Origin of the sequence: Escherichia sp. R1, from assembly GCF_003000935.1 — a bacterium.
GTDB lineage: Bacteria > Pseudomonadota > Gammaproteobacteria > Enterobacterales > Enterobacteriaceae > Escherichia > Escherichia coli.
Map to the genome: position 1 here is coordinate 34,749 of NZ_PSRU01000022.1, position 24,358 is coordinate 59,106.

At 52.8% G+C, this 24,358-nt stretch carries 22 protein-coding genes; 11 read left to right on the forward strand and 11 right to left on the reverse strand.

What is annotated here, in order from left to right:
* Nucleotides 1-72: 72 nt before the first annotated feature.
* From C4F37_RS22540 to thpR, 7 genes are all read right to left on the reverse strand, one after another.
* Nucleotides 73-663, reverse strand: coding sequence for a fimbrial protein (locus C4F37_RS22540; protein WP_000038449.1), 591 nt, complete (start codon nt 661-663; stop codon nt 73-75).
* Nucleotides 664-1,024: 361 nt separating this feature from the next.
* Nucleotides 1,025-1,504, reverse strand: coding sequence for a 2-amino-4-hydroxy-6-hydroxymethyldihydropteridine diphosphokinase (gene folK / locus C4F37_RS22545; protein ID WP_000215149.1), 480 nt, complete (start codon nt 1,502-1,504; stop codon nt 1,025-1,027).
* Complete coding sequence (gene pcnB, locus C4F37_RS22550; RefSeq protein WP_010723084.1) at nt 1,501-2,898, reverse strand: polynucleotide adenylyltransferase PcnB; 1,398 nt, start codon at nt 2,896-2,898, stop codon at nt 1,501-1,503. Before pcnB ends, folK begins: the two co-directional genes overlap by 4 nt.
* 59 nt (nt 2,899-2,957) lie before the next feature.
* A complete protein-coding gene (gene gluQRS / locus C4F37_RS22555; RefSeq protein ID WP_011076177.1) occupies nt 2,958-3,854 on the reverse strand; it encodes a tRNA glutamyl-Q(34) synthetase GluQRS in 897 nt (298 codons plus the stop codon).
* Nucleotides 3,855-3,920: 66 nt separating this feature from the next.
* A complete protein-coding gene (gene dksA / locus C4F37_RS22560) occupies nt 3,921-4,376 on the reverse strand; it encodes an RNA polymerase-binding protein DksA (protein ID WP_001155227.1) in 456 nt (151 codons plus the stop codon).
* A 177-nt stretch (nt 4,377-4,553) separates the two neighbouring features.
* Nucleotides 4,554-5,258, reverse strand: coding sequence for a DNA/RNA nuclease SfsA (gene sfsA / locus C4F37_RS22565; protein ID WP_000396047.1), 705 nt, complete (start codon nt 5,256-5,258; stop codon nt 4,554-4,556).
* A 14-nt stretch (nt 5,259-5,272) separates the two neighbouring features.
* Nucleotides 5,273-5,803, reverse strand: a complete 531-nt coding sequence (thpR, locus tag C4F37_RS22570; protein WP_001294708.1) for an RNA 2',3'-cyclic phosphodiesterase — start codon at nt 5,801-5,803, stop codon at nt 5,273-5,275.
* 73 nt (nt 5,804-5,876) lie between these two features.
* On the opposite strand from thpR, the gene hrpB reads away from it, so the two are divergent.
* From hrpB to fhuB, 6 genes are all read left to right on the forward strand, one after another.
* Entirely contained in the window at nt 5,877-8,306 is a 2,430-nt protein-coding gene (gene hrpB / locus C4F37_RS22575; protein ID WP_001540734.1) for an ATP-dependent helicase HrpB, read from the forward strand.
* Between the two features lie 93 nt (nt 8,307-8,399).
* Nucleotides 8,400-10,928, forward strand: coding sequence for a bifunctional glycosyl transferase/transpeptidase (gene mrcB, locus C4F37_RS22580; RefSeq protein WP_001540737.1), 2,529 nt, complete (start codon nt 8,400-8,402; stop codon nt 10,926-10,928).
* A gap of 219 nt (nt 10,929-11,147) precedes the next feature.
* Nucleotides 11,148-13,406 (forward strand): ferrichrome porin FhuA, encoded by a 2,259-nt coding sequence (gene fhuA / locus C4F37_RS22585; RefSeq protein ID WP_000035479.1) that lies wholly within the window; start codon nt 11,148-11,150, stop codon nt 13,404-13,406.
* A 50-nt stretch (nt 13,407-13,456) separates the two neighbouring features.
* Nucleotides 13,457-14,254, forward strand: coding sequence for a Fe3+-hydroxamate ABC transporter ATP-binding protein FhuC (gene fhuC / locus C4F37_RS22590; protein WP_001158929.1), 798 nt, complete (start codon nt 13,457-13,459; stop codon nt 14,252-14,254).
* Entirely contained in the window at nt 14,254-15,144 is an 891-nt protein-coding gene (gene fhuD / locus C4F37_RS22595) for a Fe(3+)-hydroxamate ABC transporter substrate-binding protein FhuD (RefSeq protein ID WP_001540740.1), read from the forward strand. The genes fhuC and fhuD overlap by 1 nt, the downstream gene beginning before the upstream one ends.
* On the forward strand, nt 15,141-17,123 hold the full coding sequence (gene fhuB, locus C4F37_RS22600) for a Fe(3+)-hydroxamate ABC transporter permease FhuB (RefSeq protein WP_000044112.1): 1,983 nt from the start codon (nt 15,141-15,143) through the stop codon (nt 17,121-17,123). Before fhuD ends, fhuB begins: the two co-directional genes overlap by 4 nt.
* Before the next feature lie 34 nt (nt 17,124-17,157).
* On the opposite strand, the gene hemL is transcribed toward fhuB, so the two are convergent.
* Nucleotides 17,158-18,438 carry a glutamate-1-semialdehyde 2,1-aminomutase gene (gene hemL, locus C4F37_RS22605; protein ID WP_000045295.1) on the reverse strand — a complete coding sequence of 427 codons (1,281 nt, stop codon included), beginning with the start codon at nt 18,436-18,438 and terminating at the stop codon, nt 17,158-17,160.
* Between the two features lie 165 nt (nt 18,439-18,603).
* Here hemL and yadX point away from each other — a divergent pair, with 165 nt between their 5' ends.
* Genes yadX through erpA form a run of 4 tightly spaced genes read left to right on the forward strand, consistent with a single transcriptional unit; the run spans nt 18,604 to nt 20,510 of the window.
* A complete protein-coding gene (gene yadX, locus C4F37_RS27960; RefSeq protein WP_211180485.1) occupies nt 18,604-18,651 on the forward strand; it encodes a protein YadX in 48 nt (15 codons plus the stop codon).
* 11 nt (nt 18,652-18,662) lie between these two features.
* Nucleotides 18,663-20,084: a H(+)/Cl(-) exchange transporter ClcA gene (gene clcA, locus C4F37_RS22610; protein ID WP_001540742.1), complete on the forward strand. Its 1,422-nt coding sequence runs from the start codon at nt 18,663-18,665 to the stop codon at nt 20,082-20,084.
* Nucleotides 20,085-20,107: 23 nt separating this feature from the next.
* Nucleotides 20,108-20,173, forward strand: coding sequence for a small protein YadW (gene yadW / locus C4F37_RS27425; RefSeq protein ID WP_120795373.1), 66 nt, complete (start codon nt 20,108-20,110; stop codon nt 20,171-20,173).
* Nucleotides 20,166-20,510: an iron-sulfur cluster insertion protein ErpA gene (gene erpA / locus C4F37_RS22615; protein WP_001295564.1), complete on the forward strand. Its 345-nt coding sequence runs from the start codon at nt 20,166-20,168 to the stop codon at nt 20,508-20,510. The genes yadW and erpA overlap by 8 nt, the downstream gene beginning before the upstream one ends.
* 46 nt (nt 20,511-20,556) lie before the next feature.
* On the opposite strand, the gene C4F37_RS22620 is transcribed toward erpA, so the two are convergent.
* The 3 genes from C4F37_RS22620 to mtnN are packed head-to-tail and all read right to left on the reverse strand — an operon-like array spanning nt 20,557 to nt 22,709.
* Nucleotides 20,557-21,180, reverse strand: coding sequence for a TRIC cation channel family protein (locus C4F37_RS22620; protein WP_000964221.1), 624 nt, complete (start codon nt 21,178-21,180; stop codon nt 20,557-20,559).
* A gap of 37 nt (nt 21,181-21,217) precedes the next feature.
* Nucleotides 21,218-22,018 carry a vitamin B12 ABC transporter substrate-binding protein BtuF gene (gene btuF, locus C4F37_RS22625; RefSeq protein ID WP_001298427.1) on the reverse strand — a complete coding sequence of 267 codons (801 nt, stop codon included), beginning with the start codon at nt 22,016-22,018 and terminating at the stop codon, nt 21,218-21,220.
* A complete protein-coding gene (mtnN, locus tag C4F37_RS22630) occupies nt 22,011-22,709 on the reverse strand; it encodes a 5'-methylthioadenosine/S-adenosylhomocysteine nucleosidase (protein ID WP_000689844.1) in 699 nt (232 codons plus the stop codon). Before mtnN ends, btuF begins: the two co-directional genes overlap by 8 nt.
* A gap of 83 nt (nt 22,710-22,792) precedes the next feature.
* On the opposite strand from mtnN, the gene dgt reads away from it, so the two are divergent.
* Nucleotides 22,793-24,310 (forward strand): dGTPase, encoded by a 1,518-nt coding sequence (dgt, locus tag C4F37_RS22635; RefSeq protein ID WP_000057086.1) that lies wholly within the window; start codon nt 22,793-22,795, stop codon nt 24,308-24,310.
* Nucleotides 24,311-24,358 lie beyond the last annotated feature (48 nt).

A 24,358-nucleotide genomic window follows, 5' to 3' on the forward strand; every position in this document is an offset into this window, starting at 1 on the left:
AATTATCAAAAGTAAAAATATTTGATGTTATTCCCTGTATATATTCATCCGATCAATTTAAGCGGTTGATATTTACTGGTAAGTAATGGTATATGCTGAGTTGGTTTTTACATAACCGGCAGTAGCTGCTTTGCTTGCATCCGCACGAACATAGGATGCTTTAAAATCGTAGGTTGCAGATTTAGACGTTGAATCCAGAGTTTTGCTGTAAACATCACCCGGATTATTGACCTGAACCTGTTTAATAGCAGAACCATCAATATTGTGCAGAGCGATATTTACGCCGTCAGACGGGGTGTTAATAGACATGTCGTTGTTCAGTGTTCCTTTGCTGTTACCAAAGAAAACAGAACCGAAGGTCATTTTTGCAGTAGTACCCGGAGCCGGGTTAGCTTTGCTACAGTCAATAGTAATGCTGAATGGTTTAGCTTTAGCACCTACGGTGGTATCCAGTACACCATCGGTGATTTCAGCAACGGTAGCAGTTTGCAGCAGGATCAGACCGTCTTTGTTACCGCCATCAACACGAGCTTCACAGGTGTTATCAACGACCAGGCCGCTAATATTTAACTGACCACCGTCCATATCGTTAGCAGCAAATGCAGTACCAGCAGCCATTGCCAACATAATACCGGACAGCACAAAACCTAATTTTTTAGACATAAAAATCCTTTATCAATATTCCATAAAGCAGATAACAGCATTGCATGATGATGAGATTTTGATGCAATGCCATGTAACTGAACGTTACTTTGTTAATGATGTCTGTTTGTTTTTTACCAAGTATAACATTCATTCATCATTGGACAGACATTCTGCATAATATCATGACATATGGAAGTTAATTTTACTAAACATAAAAATTAGTAAAATTAACTTTAAAAATTAAGGGGGATGGTGTATGGAATTAGAAGTTCAGGAAATTATATTATATTTTCTGTGTTTTTATTTATCTTAAATATATTATTATTTGCAATATCTTGAGGCTATTTTCAGAATATATTTATATTCACACGAAAAATAATTACCACTTATCTAATTCATTAAAGCCTTTTGCCTGTAGAGCTTCAACTAATGATAAGCCATCAGGAAATACCAATTCCGGCGCAATTTCAAACAGTGGCCACAGCATAAAGCCACGATTTTTCATATCGTAGTGCGGTACGGTCAGACGTTCGGTATTTATTACTTCATTACCAAACAGCATGATGTCGAGATCCAGCGTGCGCGGTCCCCAGCGTTCAGCTTTACGGACGCGACCTTGCTGCAATTCGATACGTTGTGTGTGATTGAGTAGCTCTTCAGGGGCAAGAGTGGTTTCCAGCGCGACGGCGGCATTTAAGTAATCGGGTTGATCTTGCGGCCCCAGCGGTGGGGTGCGGTAAAACGAAGAAACAGCAAGAATGCGGCTTTCTGGAATATCGCCTAATGCTTTCAGGGCAGCATTGACCTGCTCCAGCGGAGAGGCCAGATTGCTGCCTATGGCAATATACGCCACTGTCATGCGGTACCCTCACGACGCGGTGCGCGTTTGCGTGGACGACGAGTACGACGACGCGGTGACGGTTCTTCATCCAGTTCGTTAAGCATCCCTTTTTGGTCTGGTGGCGCGGAAACCTGGAACTCACCCCACCATTTCACCAGACGTTGCAGTTCAGCGTTACGCTCAACTTCGGCTCGTAAGGCCAACAGGTCGTATGCCGCACGGAACTTAGGATGCTCCAGCAGTTTCCATGCGCGTTTTCCCTGACGACGGGACATACGCAACTGCAACTGCCAGATATCGCGGGTTAGCGTGGTCAGCCGTTTCGGGATCGCCAGTGAACGGCAGGCTTCGTCCAGCACGTCGTTCATCGCCAGTGCGAAAGCGTCGTGATAGGTCAGGCCGCTTTCCTGGGCGATCTTCTGTGCCGTCTCCAGCAATGGGTACCAGAACATGGCGGCAAACAGGAACGCCGGGTTCACGCGCATATCGTTATGGATACGCGTATCGGTATTCTTCAGTACCTGCTCAATAATGCGTTCCATCGGGCTGTCGCCATTTTCCGTGAAGTAGCGGGTAATGGTCGGGAACAGCGGCTGGAACAGATGATATTCACACAGCAGCTTATAGGTTTCGTAACCGTAGCCCGCTTGCAACAGTTTCAGCGATTCTTCAAACAGACGTGCCGGTGGGATATCGTTCAGTAAGGTTGCCAGGCGTGGGATCGGCTCGGCGGTTTCCGGGCTGATGCGCATGCCCAATTTGGCGGCAAAACGAACCGCGCGAAGCATCCGTACCGGATCTTCACGGTAGCGCGTTTCCGGGTTACCAATCAGACGGATAACGCCGTCTTTCAGATCCTTCATGCCGCCAACGTAATCACGGACGGTAAAATCTGCCACGCTGTAATACAGGCTGTTGATAGTGAAATCGCGGCGCTGGGCGTCTTCTTCGATGGAGCCGAAAATGTTGTCGCGCAGCAACATACCGTTTTGCCCGCGTTGGGAGGTCGTGCGGTCGCTGACGTTACCTTCGTGATGTCCACGGAAGGTCGCAACTTCGATAATCTCCGGGCCAAACATCACATGAGCCAGACGGAAACGGCGACCCACCAGGCGGCAGTTACGGAACAGTTTGCGCACCTGCTCTGGCGTGGCGTTGGTGGTCACGTCAAAATCTTTCGGCTTTTTGCCAAGTAACAGGTCGCGCACGCCGCCGCCAACCAGCCAGGCTTCGTATCCCGCTTTATTGAGCCTGTACATTACCTTCAGGGCATTTTCACTGATATCTTTGCGGGAAATAGCATGCTGCTCACGCGGGATCACCGTCACCTGTGGACGGGCGACTGCCTGTTCAGCCTCGCTTTCCTCGCGGCTTAGCACCTTGCGGCAAAAATTAGCGACTCGGGTAAAAATAGTACACCTCGGTAGTGTCAAACATCATTCAGGACAAAAAAATAGCGGCTAATCATAGCTCAGCATGACGCATTTGAGAATGTTGAATTTACAATTGCCGACTCAGGCACGGCGGTCAGCGTCCAGTTTTTGACGGCTGACTGAAGGATTTGCTCGACGCTGAAATCCTGCCAGTGTGTTTCTACCTGCTGACCCAGAAAATGAAGTGCCGCGATTAACACCGGGCGCGGATCGCCTTTCGGCAACGCAGGCGCATGATTCTGCTTGGAAAGTTTAGCGCCTTGTGGATTAAGCGCCAGCGGTAAATGGATGTAATCTGGCACTTTCCAGCCAAAAAGCTGGTACAGCGAGATTTGCCGCACCGTCGGTTCGATCAAATCTGCCCCGCGGACAATTTCGCTTACGCCCTGGAAGTGATCATCCACCACCACCGCCAGGTTATAGGCAAACAAACCATCACGGCGATGAATAATAAAATCTTCCCGTGCCAGTTTTTCGTCGGCGTGAATAATGCCTCGCAGCAGGTCAGTAAACTGGGTGACCGGATGCTGCTGGCGGATACGTACTGCGGCGTTGTCTGGTCCATGATGCAAATCCCGGCAATGACCGTCGTAAATACCGCCAATGCTTTGAATACGCGCACGCGTGCAGGTGCAGTAATAACTTAGTCCTTGCTCATGTAACCAGGCGAGTGCTTCGCGATAGGCGTGGTGACGTTGCGATTGCCAGAGAACGTCGCCGTCCCAGTACAGGCCGTAATGTTCCAGCTGGCGCAGGATAGTTTCTGCGGCACCGGGAACTTCACGAGGCGGGTCGATATCTTCAATGCGTACCAGCCAGCGACCTTGCCGGGCGCGAGCCTGCAAATAGCTGCCAAGCGCAGCAATCAGAGAACCAAAATGAAGCTCGCCGGAAGGAGAGGGGGCGAAGCGGCCAATATAGTGTGTGTCTGTCATCTCTTTGAACAAAAAATAAGGCGGGAGCATTTCCCGCCTGTGGTAAACGTGATGGAACGGCTGTAATTAGCCAGCCATCTGTTTTTCGCGAATTTCAGCCAGCGTTTTGCAGTCGATGCACAGATCGGCTGTCGGGCGCGCTTCCAGACGGCGAATACCGATTTCAACACCGCAGGATTCGCAGTAGCCGAAATCTTCGTCTTCCACTTTTTTCAGCGTCTTCTCGATCTTTTTGATCAGCTTACGCTCGCGATCGCGGTTACGCAGTTCGAGGCTGAACTCTTCTTCCTGGGCTGCACGGTCTACCGGGTCCGGGAAGTTGGCTGCTTCATCCTGCATATGTGTAACGGTGCGATCGACTTCATCCCTGAGTTGATTACGCCATGCTTCCAGAATACGACGGAAGTGCGCCAGCTGGGCTTCATTCATATACTCTTCGCCCGGCTTCTCCTGATATGGTTCCACCCCAGCGATGGCGAGAATACTCAGGGACGATGTTTTACGGTTTTGCCCTTCTTGCATGTTGCTTCTCCTTAACACGCACTATCGATCCCCATGTTCGGGGGAAAAATGAGGCCGCTATAAATAGCAGATGCTTTTCCGGATAGCAATTATCTAAACGTAACACTTGACAACTGTGTGAGGAAAAGCGTATTTGCGCACGCGACCAGAATGTAAATTAACCAGTTACTTACTCTACTACAATGTAACCGGTAGTGATTTTTTAAGAGCCATGCCTTCGGCAGAAAGTTCCGCTTTGTAAGCCAGAATTTCTACCCCCCTCTGTTGAGCTTCTGACAATAGTTGCGCGTATTTCTCATCGATGTGGCGCGCGGGTGAAAACCGTGTAATGGCTGAATGCAGCACGGCGAAAAAGATAACCGCACGCTGGCCTTCAGCCGCTACGCTCATCAACTCCCGAAGGTGTTTCTGACCTCGTTCAGTGACCGCATCGGGAAAATATCCCTGTTCGTTCTCCGCTAACGTAACCGATTTCACTTCAATATAGCAGTCTGGACGCGAATCCGCCTGCAACATAAAGTCAATACGGCTGCGTTCGGCGCCGTATTTTACTTCGCTTTTCAGCGAGCTATAGCCTGCCAGCTCTGAAATTGATTCATTAAGGATAGCCTCTTTCGTCAACCTGTTAGCCCAAAGCGTATTGACGCAAATAATTGCGCCGCTCTGGCTTTGAGTTAATTCCCAGGTGTGTGGGTATTTCCGTTTGGTGTTGTCTGAAGTCGAATACCAGACGGTATCGCCAGGCGTTGCACAACCGGTCATCGCACCCGTATTCGGGCAGTGTAGCGTTAATTCGCGACCATCGGGTGTGATCACATCGGCTAAAAAACGTTTGTAACGCTGAATTAGCGTCGCGCGCTGTAGAGGGGGAGAAAATTCCATTGCGACAATCCTTGTTATTGCGTTAGCGCCCAGCGTTTTAGCGGCGTGTAGCGTGTGCGTCCACGGGCAAACGAGGAGGCGTAAAGGGTGAACTCCGTCACCGTATACGACCAGTTAAAACCTGGCGGCGGGATTGTCACCGCCTCGCTGGCGTCGCGCAATAAGGTAATATGTGGATGAAACGGACGATTGCTTTGAAAACAACCGCTGCGGGCAGCCTGTGAGCGGAGCATATTCGCCAGCTGGATTAAGCCGCGAGGCGGCTGTCGCATCCCTAACCACACCACACGCGAACGCAGCCATTGACCGGCGTCATCAAGCGTGAGTGTGAAACCAGGTTGACGAATCCGTCCGGCTAAAAGAGAAAGCGCCTTCTCTTTCTCTGCGCTCACTTCGCCTAAAAATGCCAGAGTCAGATGCAAATTATCGGCGGCGACCGGACGTCCCGCCTCAGGTGGGAAGTGTGTGGCGCGCCAGCGGATAATCTGTTCGCGGATTTCTGCAGGTAAGTCGATAGCAAAGAACAGCCGTTGCGGTTCAGACATGTGAGGCACTCGGTTATGAATTACCGCGATGCTACAATGTGGCGCGAAGAATGTTAACCCTCTGGAGCGTTTTGTGTCGTCGTTGCCCGTTGCTGCCGTCTTACCTGAGTTACTTGCTGCCCTCGATGGTGCATCGCAGGTGTTATTAAGTGCGCCGACCGGGGCCGGGAAATCAACCTGGCTGCCGCTGCAACTGCTGGCGCATCCCGGCATTAACGGGAAAATTATCCTGCTGGAGCCGCGTCGTCTGGCGGCGCGTAACGTTGCGCAACGACTGGCGGAGCTGCTTAACGAAAAGCCAGGCGATACCGTTGGCTACCGGATGCGTGCGCAAAACTGCGTCGGGCCGAATACCCGCCTGGAAGTGGTTACCGAAGGCGTGCTGACGCGGATGATCCAGCGTGACCCGGAACTGAGTGGTGTTGGATTGGTGATCCTTGATGAATTTCATGAGCGCAGCTTGCAGGCGGATTTGGCATTGGCGTTGTTACTCGATGTGCAACAAGGTCTGCGTGATGACCTTAAACTGCTGATTATGTCGGCTACGCTGGACAACGACCGCTTGCAGCAAATGCTGCCAGAAGCGCCCGTCGTCATCTCAGAAGGGCGCTCGTTTCCGGTTGAACGCCGTTATTTGCCGCTGCCCGCTCATCAGCGTTTTGACGAAGCCGTCGCGGTTGCTACCGCCGAAATGCTGCGTCAGGAAAGTGGATCATTACTGTTATTTTTACCTGGCGTCGGAGAAATTCAGCGTGTGCAGGAACAACTGACTTCACGCATCGGCAGTGATGTGTTGCTCTGCCCGCTGTATGGCGCGTTGTCGCTGAACGATCAGCGAAAAGCGATCCTCCCGGCACCGCAAGGGATGCGCAAAGTGGTGCTGGCGACCAATATTGCTGAAACAAGTTTAACCATCGAAGGTATTCGTCTGGTGGTGGATTGTGCCCAGGAAAGGGTGGCGCGTTTTGATCCGCGTACAGGGCTTACGCGGTTGATTACTCAACGCGTTAGTCAGGCGTCGATGACGCAACGTGCCGGGCGTGCCGGGCGTCTGGAGCCGGGTATCTGCCTGCATTTAATCGCCAAAGAACAAGCAGAACGCGCTGCCGCGCAAAGTGAACCGGAGATCTTACAAAGCGATCTTTCCGGTTTGCTGATGGAATTACTGCAATGGGGATGCGGCGATCCGGCGCAGATGAGCTGGCTGGATCAACCGCCAACGGTGAATCTACTGGCCGCGAAACGCCTGTTACAGATGCTGGGGGCGCTGGATGGCGAACGCCTAAGCGCGCAAGGGCAAAAAATGGCAGCGCTGGGTAACGATCCGCGTTTAGCGGCAATGCTGGTTAGCGCGAAGAACGACGACGAAGCTGCTACCGCGGCAAAAATTGCCGCCATTCTCGAAGAGCCGCCACGGATGGGCAATAGTGACCTGGGCGTGGCGTTTTCGCGCAATCAACCCGCCTGGCAGCAACGTAGTCAGCAACTGTTAAAACGCTTAAACGTACGCGGCGGTGAGGCAGACAGTTCGCTTATCGCGCCGCTACTTGCCAGAGCGTATGCCGATCGCATTGCTCGTCGCCGTGGGCAAGATGAACGCTATCAACTGGCGAACGGCATGGGGGCGATGCTCGATGCCGACGATGCGCTAAGCCGCCACGAATGGTTGATCGCACCGTTATTATTGCAGGGCAGCGCCTCGCCGGATGCGCGGATTTTACTGGCGCTGCCGGTCGATATTGATGAGTTAGTACAACGCTGCCCGCAGCTGGTACAGCAGTCTGACACTGTGGAGTGGGATGACGCGCAAGGTACGCTGAAAGCCTGGCGTCGGCTGCAAATTGGTCAGTTGATGGTAAAAGTGCAACCGCTGGCGAAACCCTCGGAAGACGAGTTGCATCAGGCGATGCTTAACGGCATTCGTGATAAAGGTTTAAGCGTGCTCAACTGGACGGCGGAAGCGGAACAGCTACGCTTGCGTTTGTTATGCGCCGCAAAGTGGTTGCCGGAATATGACTGGCCAGCGGTTGATGATGAAAGTTTGTTGGCGACGCTGGAAACGTGGCTACTGCCGCATATGACAGGCGTACATTCGCTACGCGGCCTGAAATCACTCGATATTTATCAGGCACTGCGTGGATTACTTGATTGGGTAATGCAGCAACGTCTGGATAGTGAATTGCCTGCGCATTACACTGTGCCGACGGGAAGCCGGATCGCCATTCGTTACCATGAAGATAACCCGCCCGCGCTGGCGGTGAGAATGCAGGAGATGTTTGGTGAGGCCACTAATCCGACTATCGCCCAGGGGCGCGTACCGTTGGTGCTGGAGTTGCTTTCCCCTGCCCAAAGGCCGCTGCAAATCACGCGTGATTTGAGCGCCTTCTGGAAAGGAGCGTACCGTGAGGTGCAAAAAGAGATGAAAGGGCGTTATCCCAAACATGTCTGGCCGGACGACCCGGCAAACACCGCACCGACGCGACGAACGAAAAAGTATTCGTGAAGACCAAAGCAAATTTGAGAGATATCTTCTTCTGTCTTGCAACAGAAGAACAGAAAATCGGGCTTTTGCGCCTGATTATTGCGGAGAAAAAGCATGGCCGGGAATGACCGCGAGCCAATTGGACGCAAAGGGAAACCGACGCGTCCGGTCAAACAAAAGGTAAGCCGTCGTCGTTACGAAGATGACGATGATTACGACGATTATGATGACTATGAGGATGAAGAACCGATGCCGCGCAAAGGTAAGGGCAAAGGGCGTAAGCCTCGTGGCAAACGCGGCTGGCTATGGCTGCTGCTAAAACTGGCTATCGTTTTTGCCGTGATGATCGCCATTTACGGCGTTTATCTCGATCAAAAAATTCGCAGCCGTATTGATGGCAAGGTCTGGCAATTGCCCGCGGCAGTTTATGGTCGAATGGTCAACCTTGAGCCAGACATGACCATCAGCAAGAACGAGATGGTGAAGCTGCTGGAGGCGACCCAGTATCGCCAGGTCTCGAAAATGACCCGTCCTGGCGAGTTTACCGTACAGGCCAACAGCATTGAGATGATCCGCCGTCCGTTTGATTTCCCGGACAGCAAAGAAGGGCAGGTGCGCGCGCGTCTGACCTTTGATGGCGATCATCTGGCGACGATCGTCAATATGGAGAACAACCGTCAGTTCGGTTTCTTCCGTCTTGATCCGCGCCTGATCACCATGATTTCTTCGCCAAACGGTGAGCAGCGTCTGTTTGTGCCGCGCAGTGGTTTCCCGGATTTGCTGGTGGATACTTTGTTGGCGACAGAAGACCGTCATTTCTACGAGCATGATGGGATCAGTCTCTACTCAATCGGACGTGCGGTGCTGGCAAACCTGACTGCCGGACGCACGGTGCAGGGGGCGAGTACGCTGACGCAACAGTTGGTTAAAAACCTGTTCCTCTCCAGCGAGCGTTCTTACTGGCGTAAAGCGAACGAAGCCTACATGGCGCTGATCATGGACGCGCGTTACAGCAAAGACCGTATTCTTGAGCTGTATATGAACGAGGTGTATCTCGGTCAGAGCGGTGACAACGAAATCCGCGGCTTCCCGCTGGCGAGCTTGTATTACTTTGGTCGCCCGGTAGAAGAGCTAAGCCTCGATCAGCAGGCGCTGTTAGTCGGTATGGTGAAAGGGGCGTCCATCTACAACCCGTGGCGTAACCCGAAACTGGCGCTGGAGCGACGTAATCTGGTACTACGTTTGCTGCAACAGCAACAAATTATTGATCAAGAACTCTACGACATGCTGAGTGCGCGTCCGCTGGGTGTTCAGCCGCGCGGTGGGGTGATCTCCCCTCAGCCAGCCTTTATGCAGCTGGTGCGTCAGGAGCTGCAGGCGAAATTAGGCGATAAGGTAAAAGATCTCTCCGGCGTGAAGATCTTCACTACCTTTGACTCGGTGGCCCAGGACGCGGCAGAAAAAGCCGCTGTGGAAGGCATTCCGGCACTGAAGAAACAGCGTAAGTTGAGCGATCTTGAAACCGCGATTGTGGTTGTTGACCGCTTTAGCGGTGAAGTTCGTGCGATGGTCGGTGGCTCTGAGCCGCAGTTTGCGGGCTACAACCGTGCGATGCAGGCGCGTCGTTCGATTGGTTCCCTTGCAAAACCAGCGACTTATCTAACGGCCTTAAGCCAGCCGAAAATCTATCGTTTGAATACGTGGATTGCCGATGCGCCAATCGCGCTGCGTCAGCCGAATGGCCAGGTCTGGTCACCGCAGAACGATGATCGTCGTTATAGCGAAAGTGGCAGGGTGATGCTGGTAGATGCGTTGACCCGTTCGATGAACGTGCCGACGGTGAATCTGGGCATGGCGTTGGGGCTGCCTGCGGTTACGGAGACCTGGATTAAACTGGGTGTGCCGAAAGATCAACTGAATCCAGTTCCAGCAATGTTGTTGGGGGCGTTGAACTTAACGCCAATCGAAGTGGCGCAGGCCTTCCAGACTATCGCCAGCGGTGGTAATCGTGCTCCGCTTTCCGCGCTACGTTCAGTCATCGCAGAAGACGGCAAGGTGTTGTATCAGAGCTTCCCGCAGGCGGAACGCGCTGTTCCGGCGCAGGCGGCGTATCTGACACTATGGACCATGCAGCAGGTTGTACAACGCGGTACGGGACGTCAGCTTGGGGCGAAATACCCGAACCTGCATCTGGCAGGGAAAACAGGGACTACCAACAATAACGTAGATACCTGGTTTGCGGGCATTGATGGGAGCACGGTGACCATCACCTGGGTCGGCCGTGATAACAACCAGCCGACCAAACTGTATGGTGCCAGCGGGGCAATGTCGATTTATCAGCGTTATCTGGCTAACCAGACGCCAACGCCGCTGAATCTTGTTCCGCCAGAAGATATTGCAGATATGGGCGTGGACTACGACGGCAACTTTGTTTGCAGCGGTGGCATGCGTGTCTTGCCGGTCTGGACCAGCGATCCGCAATTGCTGTGCCAGCAGAGTGAGATGCAGCAGCAACCGTCAGGCAATCCGTTTGATCAGTCTTCTCAGCCGCAGCAACAGCCGCAACAGCAACCTGCTCAGCAAGAGCAGAAAGACAGCGACGGTGTAGCCGGTTGGATTAAAGATATGTTTGGGAGTAATTAACGTCTAAGCGTGAGATACCGGATGGCGAGCTGCCATCCGGTAAAATAACATCCCCTCCAAAGTATTAACCCTTTCTTTTCATCTGATTGTTTATTGACCCTTCAGGAATGCGCAGATTGCGTACCGCTTGCGAACCCGCCAGCGTTTCGAATATTATCTCATCTTTATAATAATCATTCTCGTTTACGTTATCATTCACTTTACACCAGAGAAATACCAATGGCACCTTCCAAAACTGCTCAGCCAAAACACTCACTGCGTAAAATCGCAGTTGTAGTAGCCACAGCGGTTAGCGGCATGTCTGTTTATGCACAGGCAGCGGTTGAACCGAAAGAAGACACTATCACCGTTACCGCTGCACCTGCGCCGCAAGAAAGCGCATGGGGGCCGGCTGCAACTATTGCGGCGCGACAGTCAGCTACCGGCACTAAAACCGATACGCCGATTCAAAAAGTACCTCAATCTATTTCTGTCGTCACCGCTGAAGAGATGGCGCTGCATCAGCCTAAGTCGGTGAAAGAAGCGCTTAGCTATACCCCTGGCGTTGCTGTGGGAACCCGTGGCGCATCTAATACTTATGATTACCTGATCATCCGCGGATTTGCGGCAGACGGCCAAAGCCAGAATAACTATCTGAATGGCCTGAAGTTGCAGGGCAACTTCTATAACGATGCGGTCATCGACCCGTATATGCTGGAACGTGCTGAAATTATGCGTGGTCCGGTTTCCGTGCTTTACGGTAAAAGCAGTCCTGGCGGTCTGTTGAATATGGTCAGCAAGCGTCCGACCACTGAACCGTTGAAAGAAGTTCAGTTTAAGGCCGGGACTGACAGCCTGTTCCAGACCGGTTTTGACTTCAGCGATGCACTGGATGATGACGGCGTTTATTCTTATCGCCTGACCGGTCTTGCGCGTTCTGCCAATGCCCAGCAGAAAGGGTCAGAAGAGCAGCGTTATGCTATTGCACCGGCGTTCACCTGGCGTCCGGACGATAAAACCAATTTCACCTTCCTTTCTTACTTCCAGAACGAGCCGGAAACTGGTTATTACGGCTGGCTGCCGAAAGAGGGGACCGTTGAGCCGCTGCCAAACGGTAAGCGTCTGCCGACAGACTTTAACGAAGGGGCGAAGAACAACACCTATTCTCGTAACGAGAAGATGATTGGTTATAGCTTCGACCACGAATTTAACGACACCTTTACTGTGCGTCAGAACCTGCGCTTTGCGCAAAATAAAGTTTCGCAAAAGAGCGTATATGGCTACGGTATGTGTTCAGATCCGCTGTATACCAAAGACCAGGAGGCACTCAAGGCGAGTCCATGTTTAAGTATCCCGCAGTCTCAATGGGGCCATACACTGACTCGTCAGTACGTTATCGATAATGAGAAGTTAGAAAACTTCTCTGTTGATACTCAGTTGCAAAGCAAATTCGCAACCGGTTCTGTGGATCACACTCTGCTGACTGGCGTTGACTTTATGCGTATGCGTAATGACATCGACTCCTGGTTCGGATATGCCGGTTCAGTTGCACCATCTGATATCTATAATTTAGACCGTAGTGACTTTGATTTTGGCGCTCACCCGAATCCGTCTGGTCCATACCGCGTTCTGCTGAAACAGAAACAAACCGGCCTGTATGTTCAGGATCAGGCGCAGTGGGATAAAGTGCTGGTTACGCTTGGCGGTCGCTATGACTGGGCCGATCAGTCATCTTTCAACCGTGATTACGGTAATAAATCTGAACGTGACGACAAAGAGTTCACCTGGCGTGGTGGTGTAAACTACCTGTTCGACAACGGCGTAACGCCTTACTTCAGCTACAGTGAATCATTTGAACCCGCTTCACAGACTGATGCGAACGGTGATCTGTTTGCACCTTCGAAAGGCAAACAGTATGAAGTCGGCGTGAAATATGTGCCAGAAGATCGCCCAATTGTGGTGACTGGCGCACTGTATCAGCTTACCAAAACTAATAACCTGATGGCGGATCCGAACGGTTCACTGTTCTCGGTTGAAGGCGGTGAGATTCGTGCGCGTGGCGTAGAGCTGGAAGCGAAAGCGGCACTGTCGGCGAGTGTTAACGTAGTCGGTTCTTATACTTACACCGATGCGGAATACACTACCGATACTACCTACAAAGGCAATACGCCTGCACAGGTGCCAAAACACATGGCTTCGCTGTGGGCTGACTATACCTTCTTTGACGGTCCGCTTTCAGGTCTGACGCTGGGCACCGGTGGTCGTTATACTGGCTCCAGCTATGGTGATCCGGCTAACTCCTTTAAAGTGGGAAGTTATACGGTCGTGGATGCGTTAGTGCGTTATGATCTGGCGCGAGTCGGCATGGCGGGCTCCAACGTGGCGCTGCATGTCAACAACCTGTTTGATCGTGAATACGTCGCCAGCTGCTTTAACACTTATGGTTGCTTCTGGGGCGCAGAACGTCAGGTCGTTGCAACCGCAACCTTCCGTTTCTAATTTCTCTTTTGGGGCACGGATTTCCGTGCCCGTTTCACAAGTTGGCTGTTATGCAGGAATACACGAATCATTCCGATACCACTTTTGCACTGCGTAATATCTCCTTTCGTGTGCCCGGGCGCACGCTTTTGCATCCGTTGTCGTTAACCTTTCCTGCCGGGAAAGTGACTGGTCTGATTGGTCACAACGGTTCTGGTAAATCCACTCTGCTCAAAATGCTTGGTCGTCACCAGCCACCGTCGGAAGGGGAGATTCTTCTTGATGCCCAACCGCTGGAAAGCTGGAGCAGCAAAGCGTTTGCCCGCAAAGTGGCTTATTTACCGCAGCAGCTTCCTCCGGCAGAAGGGATGACCGTGCGTGAACTGGTGGCGATTGGTCGTTACCCGTGGCATGGCGCACTAGGGCGCTTTGGTGCGGCAGATCGCGAAAAGGTCGAGGAAGCTATCTCGCTGGTTGGCTTAAAACCGCTGGCGCATCGGCTGGTCGATAGCCTTTCTGGCGGCGAACGTCAGCGGGCGTGGATCGCCATGCTGGTGGCGCAGGATAGCCGCTGTCTGTTGCTCGACGAACCGACTTCGGCGCTGGATATCGCCCACCAGGTTGATGTACTGGCGCTGGTGCATCGTTTAAGTCAGGAGCGTGGCCTGACGGTCATTGCCGTGCTGCACGATATCAATATGGCGGCGCGCTACTGTGATTATCTGGTCGCCCTGCGCGGCGGTGAAATGATTGCTCAGGGAACGCCTGCGGAAATTATGCGCGGCGAAACCCTCGAAATGATTTATGGCATCCCGATGGGTATTCTGCCGCATCCGGCGGGTGCTGCACCTGTGAGTTTTGTTTATTGATGAGCGGCTTACCTCTTATTTCGCGCCGCCGACTGTTAACGGCGATGGCGCTTTCTCCGTTCTTATGGCAGATGAATACCGCCCACGCGGCAGTTATTGATCCCAATCGTATTGTGGCACTGGAGTGGTTGCCGGTGGAGTTACTGCTGGCGCTCGGCATCGTGCCTTACGGCGTGGCGGACACCATCAACTATCGCCTGTGGGTCAGCGAACCGCCATTGCCGGACTCAGTGATTGACGTTGGTTTGCGTACAGAACCCAACCTTGAACTGCTGACCGAAATGAAACCGTCGTTTATGGTCTGGTCTGCAGGATATGGCCCTTCACCAGAAATGCTGGCACGTATTGCGCCGGGGCGCGGATTTAACTTCAGCGACGGCAAACAGCCACTGGCGATGGCGCGTAAATCACTGACGGAAATGGCAGATTTACTTAACCTGCAAAGCGCAGCGGAAACGCATTTAACGCACTATGAAGACTTTATCCGCAGCATGAAACCCCGCTTTGTGAAGCGTGGTGCACGCCCGTTATTGCTGACGACGCTTATCGATCCGCGCCATATGTTGGTCTTCGGTCCAAACAGCTTGTTCCAGGAAATTCTCGATGAGTACGGCATCCCAAATGCCTGGCAAGGGGAAACCAACTTCTGGGGCAGTACCGCCGTCAGTATCGATCGTCTGGCAGCGTATAAAGACGTTGATGTGCTCTGTTTTGATCACGACAACAGCAAAGACATGGATGCGCTAATGGCAACCCCGCTGTGGCAGGCCATGCCGTATGTTCGCGCCGGACGCTTTCAGCGCGTTCCGGCGGTCTGGTTCTATGGTGCGACGCTTTCTGCAATGCACTTTGTGCGTATTCTGGATAACGCCATCGGAGGTAAAGCGTGAGTAAACGAATTGCGCTTTTTCCGGTGTTATTGCTGGCGCTGCTGGTGGTTGCTGCTGCGGCGTTGACCTGGATGAACTTCTCGCAGGCGCTGCCGCGCAGCCAGTGGGCGCAGGCCGCCTGGTCGCCGGATATTGACGTCATCGAGCAGATGATTTTTCACTACAGCTTGTTGCCGCGTCTGGCGATTTCGCTGCTGGTGGGCGCGGGCCTGGGGCTGGTGGGCGTGCTGTTTCAGCAAGTGCTGCGTAACCCGCTGGCGGAACCGACGACATTGGGTGTTGCAACAGGCGCGCAACTGGGGATTACCGTCACCACGCTCTGGGCAATCCCCGGCGCGATGGCGAGCCAGTTTGCTGCGCTGGCAGGGGCTTGTGTTGTTGGCTTAATCGTCTTTGGCGTCGCGTGGGGGAAACGTCTTTCGCCGGTAACGCTGATCCTCGCGGGGCTGGTAGTGAGCCTTTATTGCGGCGCAATCAATCAGTTACTGGTTATCTTCCATCATGACCAACTGCAAAGCATGTTCCTGTGGAGCACCGGAACGCTGACGCAAACCGACTGGGGCGGCGTTGAACGTTTATGGCCGCAGCTGCTGGGCGGCGTGATGCTGACGTTATTGCTACTTCGCCCGTTAACTCTGATGGGGCTTGATGATGGCGTGGCGCGCAATCTCGGGCTGGCCTTGTCGCTCGCTCGTCTGGCGGCGTTGTCGCTGGCGATTGTCATCAGTGCGCTGCTGGTGAACGCGGTGGGGATTATCGGCTTTATCGGGTTGTTCGCGCCACTGCTGGCGAAAATGCTGGGGACGCGGCGTTTGTTGCCACGGTTGATGCTGGCATCGCTGATTGGTGCGTTAATTCTGTGGCTTTCTGATCAAATCATCCTCTGGCTGACTCGCGTGTGGATGGAAGTGTCCACCGGTTCGGTCACTGCGTTGATCGGTGCGCCGCTGCTACTGTGGTTGCTGCCGCGTTTACGCAGCATTAGCGCGCCGGATATGAAGGTCAACGATCGTGTCGCGACTGAACGCCAACACGTGCTGGCGTTTGCCCTCGCGGGCGGCGTGCTGCTGTTGATGGCTGTGGTGGTGGCGCTGTCGTTTGGTCGTGATGCGCACGGCTGGACGTGGGCGAGCGGGGCGTTGCTCGAGGATTTGATGCCCTGGCGCTGGCCGCGAATTATGGCTGCGCTGTTTGCGGGCGTCATGCTGGCGGTGGCGGGCTGTATTATTCAGCGGCTGACCGGAAACCCGATGGCAAGCCCGGAAGTGCTGGGGATTAGCTCCGGCGCGGCGTTTGGCGTGGTGTTAATGCTGTTTCTGGTGCCGGGTAATGCCTTTGGCTGGCTGTTACCCGCAGGCAGTCTCGGGGCGGCGGTGACGCTGTTGATCATTATGATCGCCGCCGGACGTGGTGGATTTTCCCCACACCGCATGTTACTGGCGGGAATGGCGTTAAGTACCGCGTTCACCATGCTTTTGATGATGTTGCAGGCAAGTGGTGACCCGCGAATGGCGCAAGTTCTGACCTGGATTTCCGGTTCGACCTACAACGCGACCGATGCGCAGGTCTGGCGTACCGGAATTGTGATGGTGATTTTGCTGGCGATTACCCCGCTGTGCCGCCGCTGGCTGACCATTTTACCGCTGGGTGGTGATACCGCACGAGCCGTGGGGATGGCGCTGACGCCGACGCGAATTGCGCTGCTGCTGTTAGCGGCTTGCCTGACGGCGACCGCGACAATGACCATTGGACCGTTGAGTTTTGTTGGTTTAATGGCACCGCATATTGCGCGGATGATGGGCTTTCGACGGACGATGCCACACATCGTAATTTCGGCGCTGGTGGGTGGTTTACTGCTGGTGTTCGCTGACTGGTGTGGGCGGATGGTATTGTTTCCATTCCAGATCCCGGCGGGGCTGCTGTCGACCTTTATCGGCGCGCCATATTTTATCTATTTGTTGAGAAAGCAGAGCCGTTAATAGAATGCCTCGCCCGGTGGGCGAGGCAAAATCATTACAACTTCGCAAACACCCGACGTGCAGCATCGATGGTGTTATTGATATCTTCCATGCTATGCGCCACGGACATAAAGCCCGCTTCAAACGCTGACGGTGCCAGGTAAACACCTTCGTCCAGCATCATATGGAAGAAACGCTTAAAGCGTTCCACGTCACAGGCCATCACATCCTGATAGCACGTCACGGACTCGGCGTCGGTAAAGAAAATACCGAACATGCCGCCAACGTGGTTTACCACCAGCGGAATTCCGGCTTCTTCTGCCGCTTCCCGCAGACCTTCTGCCAGACGTGTTGTCAGCTCATCCAGCGTCTCGTGAACGCCCGGCTGCGCGACTTCATTCAGACAGGCGAAACCGGCTGCCATCGCAATCGGGTTACCGGAAAGCGTACCCGCCTGATAGACCGGACCGGTCGGGGCCAGCGCATCCATTACATCACGACGACCACCGAATGCGCCTACCGGCATTCCACCGCCGATGATTTTGCCGAGGCAGGTGAGATCCGGTTCCACACCGTAATAATCCTGTGCGCCAGCTAGCGCTACGCGGAAACCGGTCATCACTTCATCGATGATCAGCAACGCGCCAAATTCGTCACACAGCGCACGCAGACCTGGCAGGAACTCTGGCAGCGGTGGAACGCAGTTCATATTGCCTGCCACCGGCTCGACGATAATACAGGCAATCTCTTGCGGGTATTGCTCAAACGCGGCGCGTACAGAGGCCAGATCGTTATAAGTACAGGTTAAGGTATGTTTGGCGAAATCTGCCGGAACGCCCGGCGAATTTGGCTGGCCTAACGTGAGTGCGCCAGAACCGGCTTTCACCAGCAGGCAGTCAGCGTGACCGTGGTAACAACCTTCAAATTTAATAATTTTGTCGCGACCGGTAAAACCACGGGCCAGGCGGATGGCGCTCATCGTCGCTTCAGTGCCGGAGTTCACCATGCGCACCATATCCATGGTCGGGACCAGTTCGGTCACCAGTTGCGCCATTTTCACTTCCATTTCGGTTGGTGCACCAAAGCTTAAACCACGCTCGGCGGCTTCAATCACGGCATTGCGGATCGCCGGATGGTTATGGCCCAGCACCATCGGCCCCCAGGAACCGACATAATCGATATAGGCTTTGCCATCAACATCGTACAGATAAGCGCCGTCCGCTTTTTCGATAAACAGTGGAGTGCCGCCCACGCCAGTAAAGGCGCGAACAGGGGAGTTCACACCGCCAGGGATCAGCTCGCGCGCTGCGCTGTAAAGATTTTCAGACTTACTCATGGAGGGTTCCTGATTCGTAGAAAAAGTGAATGGCTGCTATTCTATGTTATTCATAACAAGTTAAATACTCGTCAAACATCAGGCTGCTTGTACTGGTGCAATCCTGATTTCTTAGAGTATAAAAGTTTTGTGCATTTGAAACATTACGCTTTGCAAAGGATTTTCATGGAACGTGCGAGTAAAATGCCGTCATCTTATTTGTATGACCAATAAGTGATCATTGGATGAAAACTGATACTCCCTCTTTAGAAACACCGCAGGCCGCGCGCCTGCGACGCAGACAACTGATTCGCCAACTTCTTGAGCGCGATAAAACCCCGTTAGCCATTTTGTTTATGGCGGCAGTCGTCGGCACGCTTGTCGGGCTGGCTGCGGTTGCTTTTGACAAAGGTGTCGCCTGGTTGCAGAACCAACGTATGGGGGCACTGGTACATACTGCTGATAATTATCCGCTTCTGTTAACCGTCGCTTTTCTCTGTTCGGCGGTGCTGGCGATGTTCGGCTACTTTTTGGTGCGCAAATACGCGCCGGAAGCAGGTGGTTCGGGGATCCCGGAAATTGAAGGGGCGCTGGAAGATCAACGTCCCGTTCGCTGGTGGCGTGTGTTGCCGGTGAAATTCTTTGGCGGGCTGGGAACACTCGGCGGAGGCATGGTGTTGGGGCGCGAAGGGCCAACCGTGCAGATAGGCGGCAATATCGGGCGGATGGTACTCGATGTTTTCCGCCTGAAAGGTGACGAAGCTCGTCATACGCTGTTGGCAACCGGTGCTGCTGCGGGGCTGGCTGCGGCCTTTAACGCGCCGCTGGCGGGTATTTTGTTTATTATCGAAGAGATGCGTCCGCAGTTTCGCTATACGTTAATTTCGATTAAAGCGGTATTTATTGGCGTCATTATGTCGACCATTATGTACCGGATTTTTAATCATGAAGTTGCGTTGATTGACGTCGGTAAACTTTCTGATGCGCCGCTTAATACGCTGTGGCTTTATCTGATCCTCGGTATTATTTTTGGCATTTTCGGCCCTATTTTTAATAAATGGGTGCTGGGGATGCAGGATTTGCTGCACTGTGTGCACGGTGGCAATATTACCAAATGGGTACTGATGGGTGGTGCGATTGGCGGTCTGTGTGGATTGCTGGGGTTTGTGGCACCAGCAACTTCGGGCGGCGGTTTTAACCTGATTCCTATCGCTACCGCGGGGAATTTCAGCATGGGAATGCTGGTGTTTATCTTCGTCGCGCGGGTCATTACCACCTTACTCTGCTTCTCTTCCGGCGCGCCGGGCGGTATTTTTGCCCCGATGCTGGCGCTGGGTACTGTGCTGGGAACCGCTTTCGGAATGGTTGCCGTTGAGTTGTTTCCGCAATATCACCTTGAGGCGGGGACGTTTGCTATTGCCGGAATGGGGGCGTTACTGGCGGCATCTATTCGCGCGCCGTTAACGGGGATCATTCTGGTTCTGGAAATGACCGATAACTACCAGCTCATTTTGCCAATGATTATTACCGGTCTTGGCGCAACACTATTAGCACAATTTACCGGTGGGAAACCGCTATACTCGGCGATTCTTGCGCGCACGCTGGCAAAACAGGAAGCTGAGCAACTGGCGCGAAGCAAGGCCGCATCAGCCAGCGAGAATACTTGAACGAAATACCAGGGTATTAGATAATGGCGATTATTATTGGGTTAGAATTTGCCCAATTGCCGATGTCGTTTGGAGCAAAATATGAGTGATGACGTAGCACTGCCGCTGGAGTTTACCGACGCAGCAGCCAACAAAGTTAAAAGCCTGATCGCTGACGAAGATAACCCGAATCTGAAATTACGCGTGTATATCACCGGTGGCGGTTGCAGCGGCTTCCAGTATGGTTTCACCTTTGATGATCAGGTGAATGAAGGCGATATGACCATCGAAAAACAGGGCGTTGGCCTGGTGGTTGATCCGATGAGCCTGCAATATCTGGTCGGCGGTTCCGTTGACTATACCGAAGGTCTGGAAGGTTCTCGTTTCATCGTGACCAACCCGAACGCGAAAAGTACCTGCGGTTGCGGTTCTTCCTTTAGTATCTAATCTGCTGTTCATGTGCCGGATAAACTATCCGGCACATCTCCTCTCTTCAACGACCATTCTCATCCAGCGCAAACGTCGGTAGCTTAAGATGCCAACGAATAGCCGCCAGCCGAATCAATAGCGTCACGACCATGCCCATCATACTGGCTGTTTCCAGTGGTACGGAAAATGTGTAATAAGCCGTAGCGTGGACAATACCGCCGATAATACAGGCAGTGGCGTAGATTTCTGTACGTAAAATCATGGGGATTTCGCGGGCCAGTACATCACGAATGATCCCGCCGCCAACGCCAGTAATGACGCCCATACAAACCGCGATTAACGGACCGGCTTCCGCATTAAAGGCTTTATTCACGCCAATGCCGACAAACACCGCCAGACCAACGGCGTCCAGCACCGGCAACATCCATTTTGGTAAGCGTCTTGGCTGGCGCACCAGCACGATGGTCAGCATGCTGGTGACCATTGCAACGACCAGATCGGTGGGATCTTTCACCCAAAATACCGGGCCGTGATCCAGCGCCATGTCGCGAATTGTTCCGCCGCCTACTGCGGTAACCACGCCCAATACCAGAACGCCAAAAGGGTCCATACGCAATTTTCCGGCTAACAAAACGCCAGAGATAGCAAATACCGCTGTGCCGACTATATCCAGCCAATAGACGAGCATTGTTCAATCCCCACTGAGCACCTGAAAAGGTCAGGCACTAATCTACCTGTGAAAGCGCATTACAGAGCTGTTGTGCAGCGAGGATAATACGTGGGCTTGCACGTTCAAACCAGTCACTCGTGAGAGGAATAACGGGAATTTTGAGCTGTTCACCCCAGTATTGTTTGATTTTAGGAATTTGGTCCGGTCCGCCTGTAATGACAATCGCCTGTGGCGAGCGTGCTAACACCTGTTCGCGGCTAACTTGCGGCCAGGGAACCCGGCTGTCTTTAAAGATGTTTTCTCCGCCACAAACTTCGAGTACCTGGTTCTGAATCGACTCTTTTCCACTGGTAAATGGCGGATTAATGCCGAATTGCAGAAAAACACGTTTTTTAGGTTTATCAGCATATTGCGCTTTCAATTGCGCGTACTGATCCAGCAGGGATTGCGCGGCTTGTTCGGCCTTATCCGGTTGCGGACTCCAGGGGGCCAGTTGACGTAACGCATTGGCAATTTGTTCAATGCTTGTCGCATCGACCCACATCACTTTTATTCCCAGCGAAGCCAGCTGGTCAACCTGCCGCTCGGCATTACCTCCACGCCAGGCAATCACCAGATCGGGTTTCAGCGCGACAATGCGTTCCAGATTCATCCCCTGCCAGGTGGAAACCTGCCCAATCTTTTGCGCTTGTGGAGGATAGTCGGAATAGCTGCTGACCCCAACCGGCGTGATCCCGGCGGCAAAGGCAAGTTCAGTGTTGGCGGGAGAAAGCGTGATGACGCGCGGCGCGGCATTGAGCCACAGCGGCGCGAGAAAAGACAGGGCGACCAGCGCCCTGAACAGTGACTTAGCCATGTGCCAGTTTCTGCACCAGTGACTCAACCATCAGGCTGGACTGTTTAGCGGCAACAGCCAGGAACTCATCGAAGCTAAGATGAGACTGTTGATCGGCCACGTCGGAGATGGCGCGTACTACGACAAACGGGACGTTGAAATTGTGGCAGACATGGGCGATTGCCGTCGCTTCCATCTCTACAGCAATGGCCTGTGGGAAGTTGTGGCGGATTTTCGCCAGACCAACAGAACCGTTGATGAAAGCGTCGCCGCTAACAATCAGGCCACGTACAGCGTTAAGATTCAGTTCGGCAATGCAGGCCTCAGCGGCAGCGATCAGTTTATCGTCAGCTTTGAAGCCTGCCGGGCAGCCTGGTAACTGACCGTATTCATAACCAAATGCCGTGACATCCGCGTCGTGATAACGCGCTTCGTCCGAGACAACGATATCGCCCACTTTCAGCGTTGGTGCCAGGCCACCGGCAGAACCGGTGTTAATAATCACATCTGGCTTGCAGTGTTCCAACAGCAAAGTGGCACCCAGCGCCGCAGCGACTTTACCGATGCCCGATTTCAGAAGCGCAACCTCGGTTCCATTCAGTTGGCCGGTATAGATTTCGCAACCGCCCAGACTGATAGTTTGACGGTTTTCGATTTTGTCACGCAGCAGCGTAACTTCTTCTTCCATTGCACCAATGATGCCGATTTTCATAGATTTACTCGCGATAAGCCCGATTTGAAGGCATAGTTTACCATGCGCTTACGGGGAAGCGTATTTCTCACGCGGGAGAGGACATGGCACAGATTGATTTCCGAAAAAAAATAAACTGGCATCGTCGTTACCGTTCACCGCAGGGCGTTAAAACCGAACATGAGATTCTGCGGATCTTCGAGAGCGATCGCGGGCGTATCATCAACTCTCCGGCAATTCGTCGTCTGCAACAAAAGACCCAGGTTTTTCCACTGGAGCGCAATGCCGCCGTGCGCACGCGTCTTACCCACTCGATGGAAGTCCAGCAGGTGGGGCGCTACATCGCTAAAGAAATTTTAAGCCGTTTGAAAGAGCTTAAATTACTGGAGGCGTATGGTCTCGATGAACTGACCGGGCCCTTTGAAAGCATTGTTGAGATGTCATGCCTGATGCACGATATCGGCAATCCGCCGTTTGGTCATTTTGGCGAAGCGGCGATAAATGACTGGTTTCGCCAGCGTTTGTACCCGGAAGATGCCGAAAGCCAGCCTCTGACTGACGATCGCTGCAGCGTGGCGGCACTACGTTTACGGGACGGGGAAGAACCGCTTAACGCGCTGCGGCGCAAGATTCGTCAGGACTTATGTCATTTTGAAGGTAACGCACAGGGTATTCGTTTGGTGCATACATTGATGCGGATGAATCTCACCTGGGCACAGGTTGGCGGTATTTTAAAATATACCCGTCCGGCGTGGTGGCGTGGCGAAACGCCTGAGACACATCACTATTTAATGAAAAAGCCGGGCTATTATCTTTCCGAAGAAGCCTATATTGCCCGGTTGCGTAAAGAACTTAATTTGGCGCTTTACAGTCGTTTTCCGTTAACGTGGATTATGGAAGCTGCCGACGACATCTCCTATTGTGTGGCAGACCTTGAAGATGCGGTAGAGAAAAGGATATTTACCGTTGAGCAGCTTTATCATCATTTGCACGAGGCGTGGGGCCAGCATGAGAAAGGTTCGCTCTTTTCGCTGGTGGTTGAAAATGCCTGGGAAAAATCACGCTCAAATAGTTTAAGCCGCAGTACGGAAGATCAGTTTTTTATGTATTTACGGGTAAACACCCTAAATAAACTGGTACCCTATGCGGCACAACGATTTATTGATAATCTGCCTGCGATTTTCGCCGGAACGTTTAATCATGCATTATTGGAAGATGCCAGCGAATGCAGCGATCTTCTTAAGCTATATAAAAATGTCGCTGTAAAACATGTGTTTAGCCATCCAGATGTCGAGCAGCTTGAATTGCAGGGCTATCGGGTCATTAGCGGATTATTAGAGATTTATCGTCCTTTATTAAACCTGCCGTTATCAGACTTTACTGAACTGGTAGAAAAAGAACGGGTGAAACGTTTCCCTATTGAAACGCGCTTATTCCACAAACTCTCGACGCGCCATCGGCTGGCCTATGTCGAGGCTGTCAGTAAATTACCGTCAGATTCTCCTGAGTTTCCGCTATGGGAATATTATTACCGTTGCCGCCTGCTGCAGGATTATATCAGCGGTATGACCGACCTCTATGCGTGGGATGAATACCGACGTCTGATGGCCGTAGAACAATAACCAGGCTTTTGTAAAGACGAACAATAAATTTTTACCTTTTGCAGAAAC

Bases quoted from the DNA above. Each gene is read 5' to 3' on its own strand.
- C4F37_RS22540 (WP_000038449.1), bottom strand. From the start codon at position 663: ATGTCTAAAAAATTAGGTTTTGTGCTGTCCGGTATTATGTTGGCAATG.
- fhuC (WP_001158929.1), top strand. From the start codon at position 13,457: ATGCAGGAATACACGAATCATTCCGATACCACTTTTGCACTGCGTAAT.
- folK (WP_000215149.1), bottom strand. From the start codon at position 1,504: ATGACAGTGGCGTATATTGCCATAGGCAGCAATCTGGCCTCTCCGCTG.
- clcA (WP_001540742.1), top strand. From the start codon at position 18,663: ATGAAAACTGATACTCCCTCTTTAGAAACACCGCAGGCCGCGCGCCTG.
- erpA (WP_001295564.1), top strand. From the start codon at position 20,166: ATGAGTGATGACGTAGCACTGCCGCTGGAGTTTACCGACGCAGCAGCC.
- hemL (WP_000045295.1), bottom strand. From the start codon at position 18,438: ATGAGTAAGTCTGAAAATCTTTACAGCGCAGCGCGCGAGCTGATCCCT.
- mtnN (WP_000689844.1), bottom strand. From the start codon at position 22,709: ATGAAAATCGGCATCATTGGTGCAATGGAAGAAGAAGTTACGCTGCTG.
- mrcB (WP_001540737.1), top strand. From the start codon at position 8,400: ATGGCCGGGAATGACCGCGAGCCAATTGGACGCAAAGGGAAACCGACG.
- dgt (WP_000057086.1), top strand. From the start codon at position 22,793: ATGGCACAGATTGATTTCCGAAAAAAAATAAACTGGCATCGTCGTTAC.
- btuF (WP_001298427.1), bottom strand. From the start codon at position 22,018: ATGGCTAAGTCACTGTTCAGGGCGCTGGTCGCCCTGTCTTTTCTCGCG.
- gluQRS (WP_011076177.1), bottom strand. From the start codon at position 3,854: ATGACAGACACACACTATATTGGCCGCTTCGCCCCCTCTCCTTCCGGC.
- fhuA (WP_000035479.1), top strand. From the start codon at position 11,148: ATGGCACCTTCCAAAACTGCTCAGCCAAAACACTCACTGCGTAAAATC.
- C4F37_RS22620 (WP_000964221.1), bottom strand. From the start codon at position 21,180: ATGCTCGTCTATTGGCTGGATATAGTCGGCACAGCGGTATTTGCTATC.
- fhuD (WP_001540740.1), top strand. From the start codon at position 14,254: ATGAGCGGCTTACCTCTTATTTCGCGCCGCCGACTGTTAACGGCGATG.
- sfsA (WP_000396047.1), bottom strand. From the start codon at position 5,258: ATGGAATTTTCTCCCCCTCTACAGCGCGCGACGCTAATTCAGCGTTAC.
- dksA (WP_001155227.1), bottom strand. From the start codon at position 4,376: ATGCAAGAAGGGCAAAACCGTAAAACATCGTCCCTGAGTATTCTCGCC.
- thpR (WP_001294708.1), bottom strand. From the start codon at position 5,803: ATGTCTGAACCGCAACGGCTGTTCTTTGCTATCGACTTACCTGCAGAA.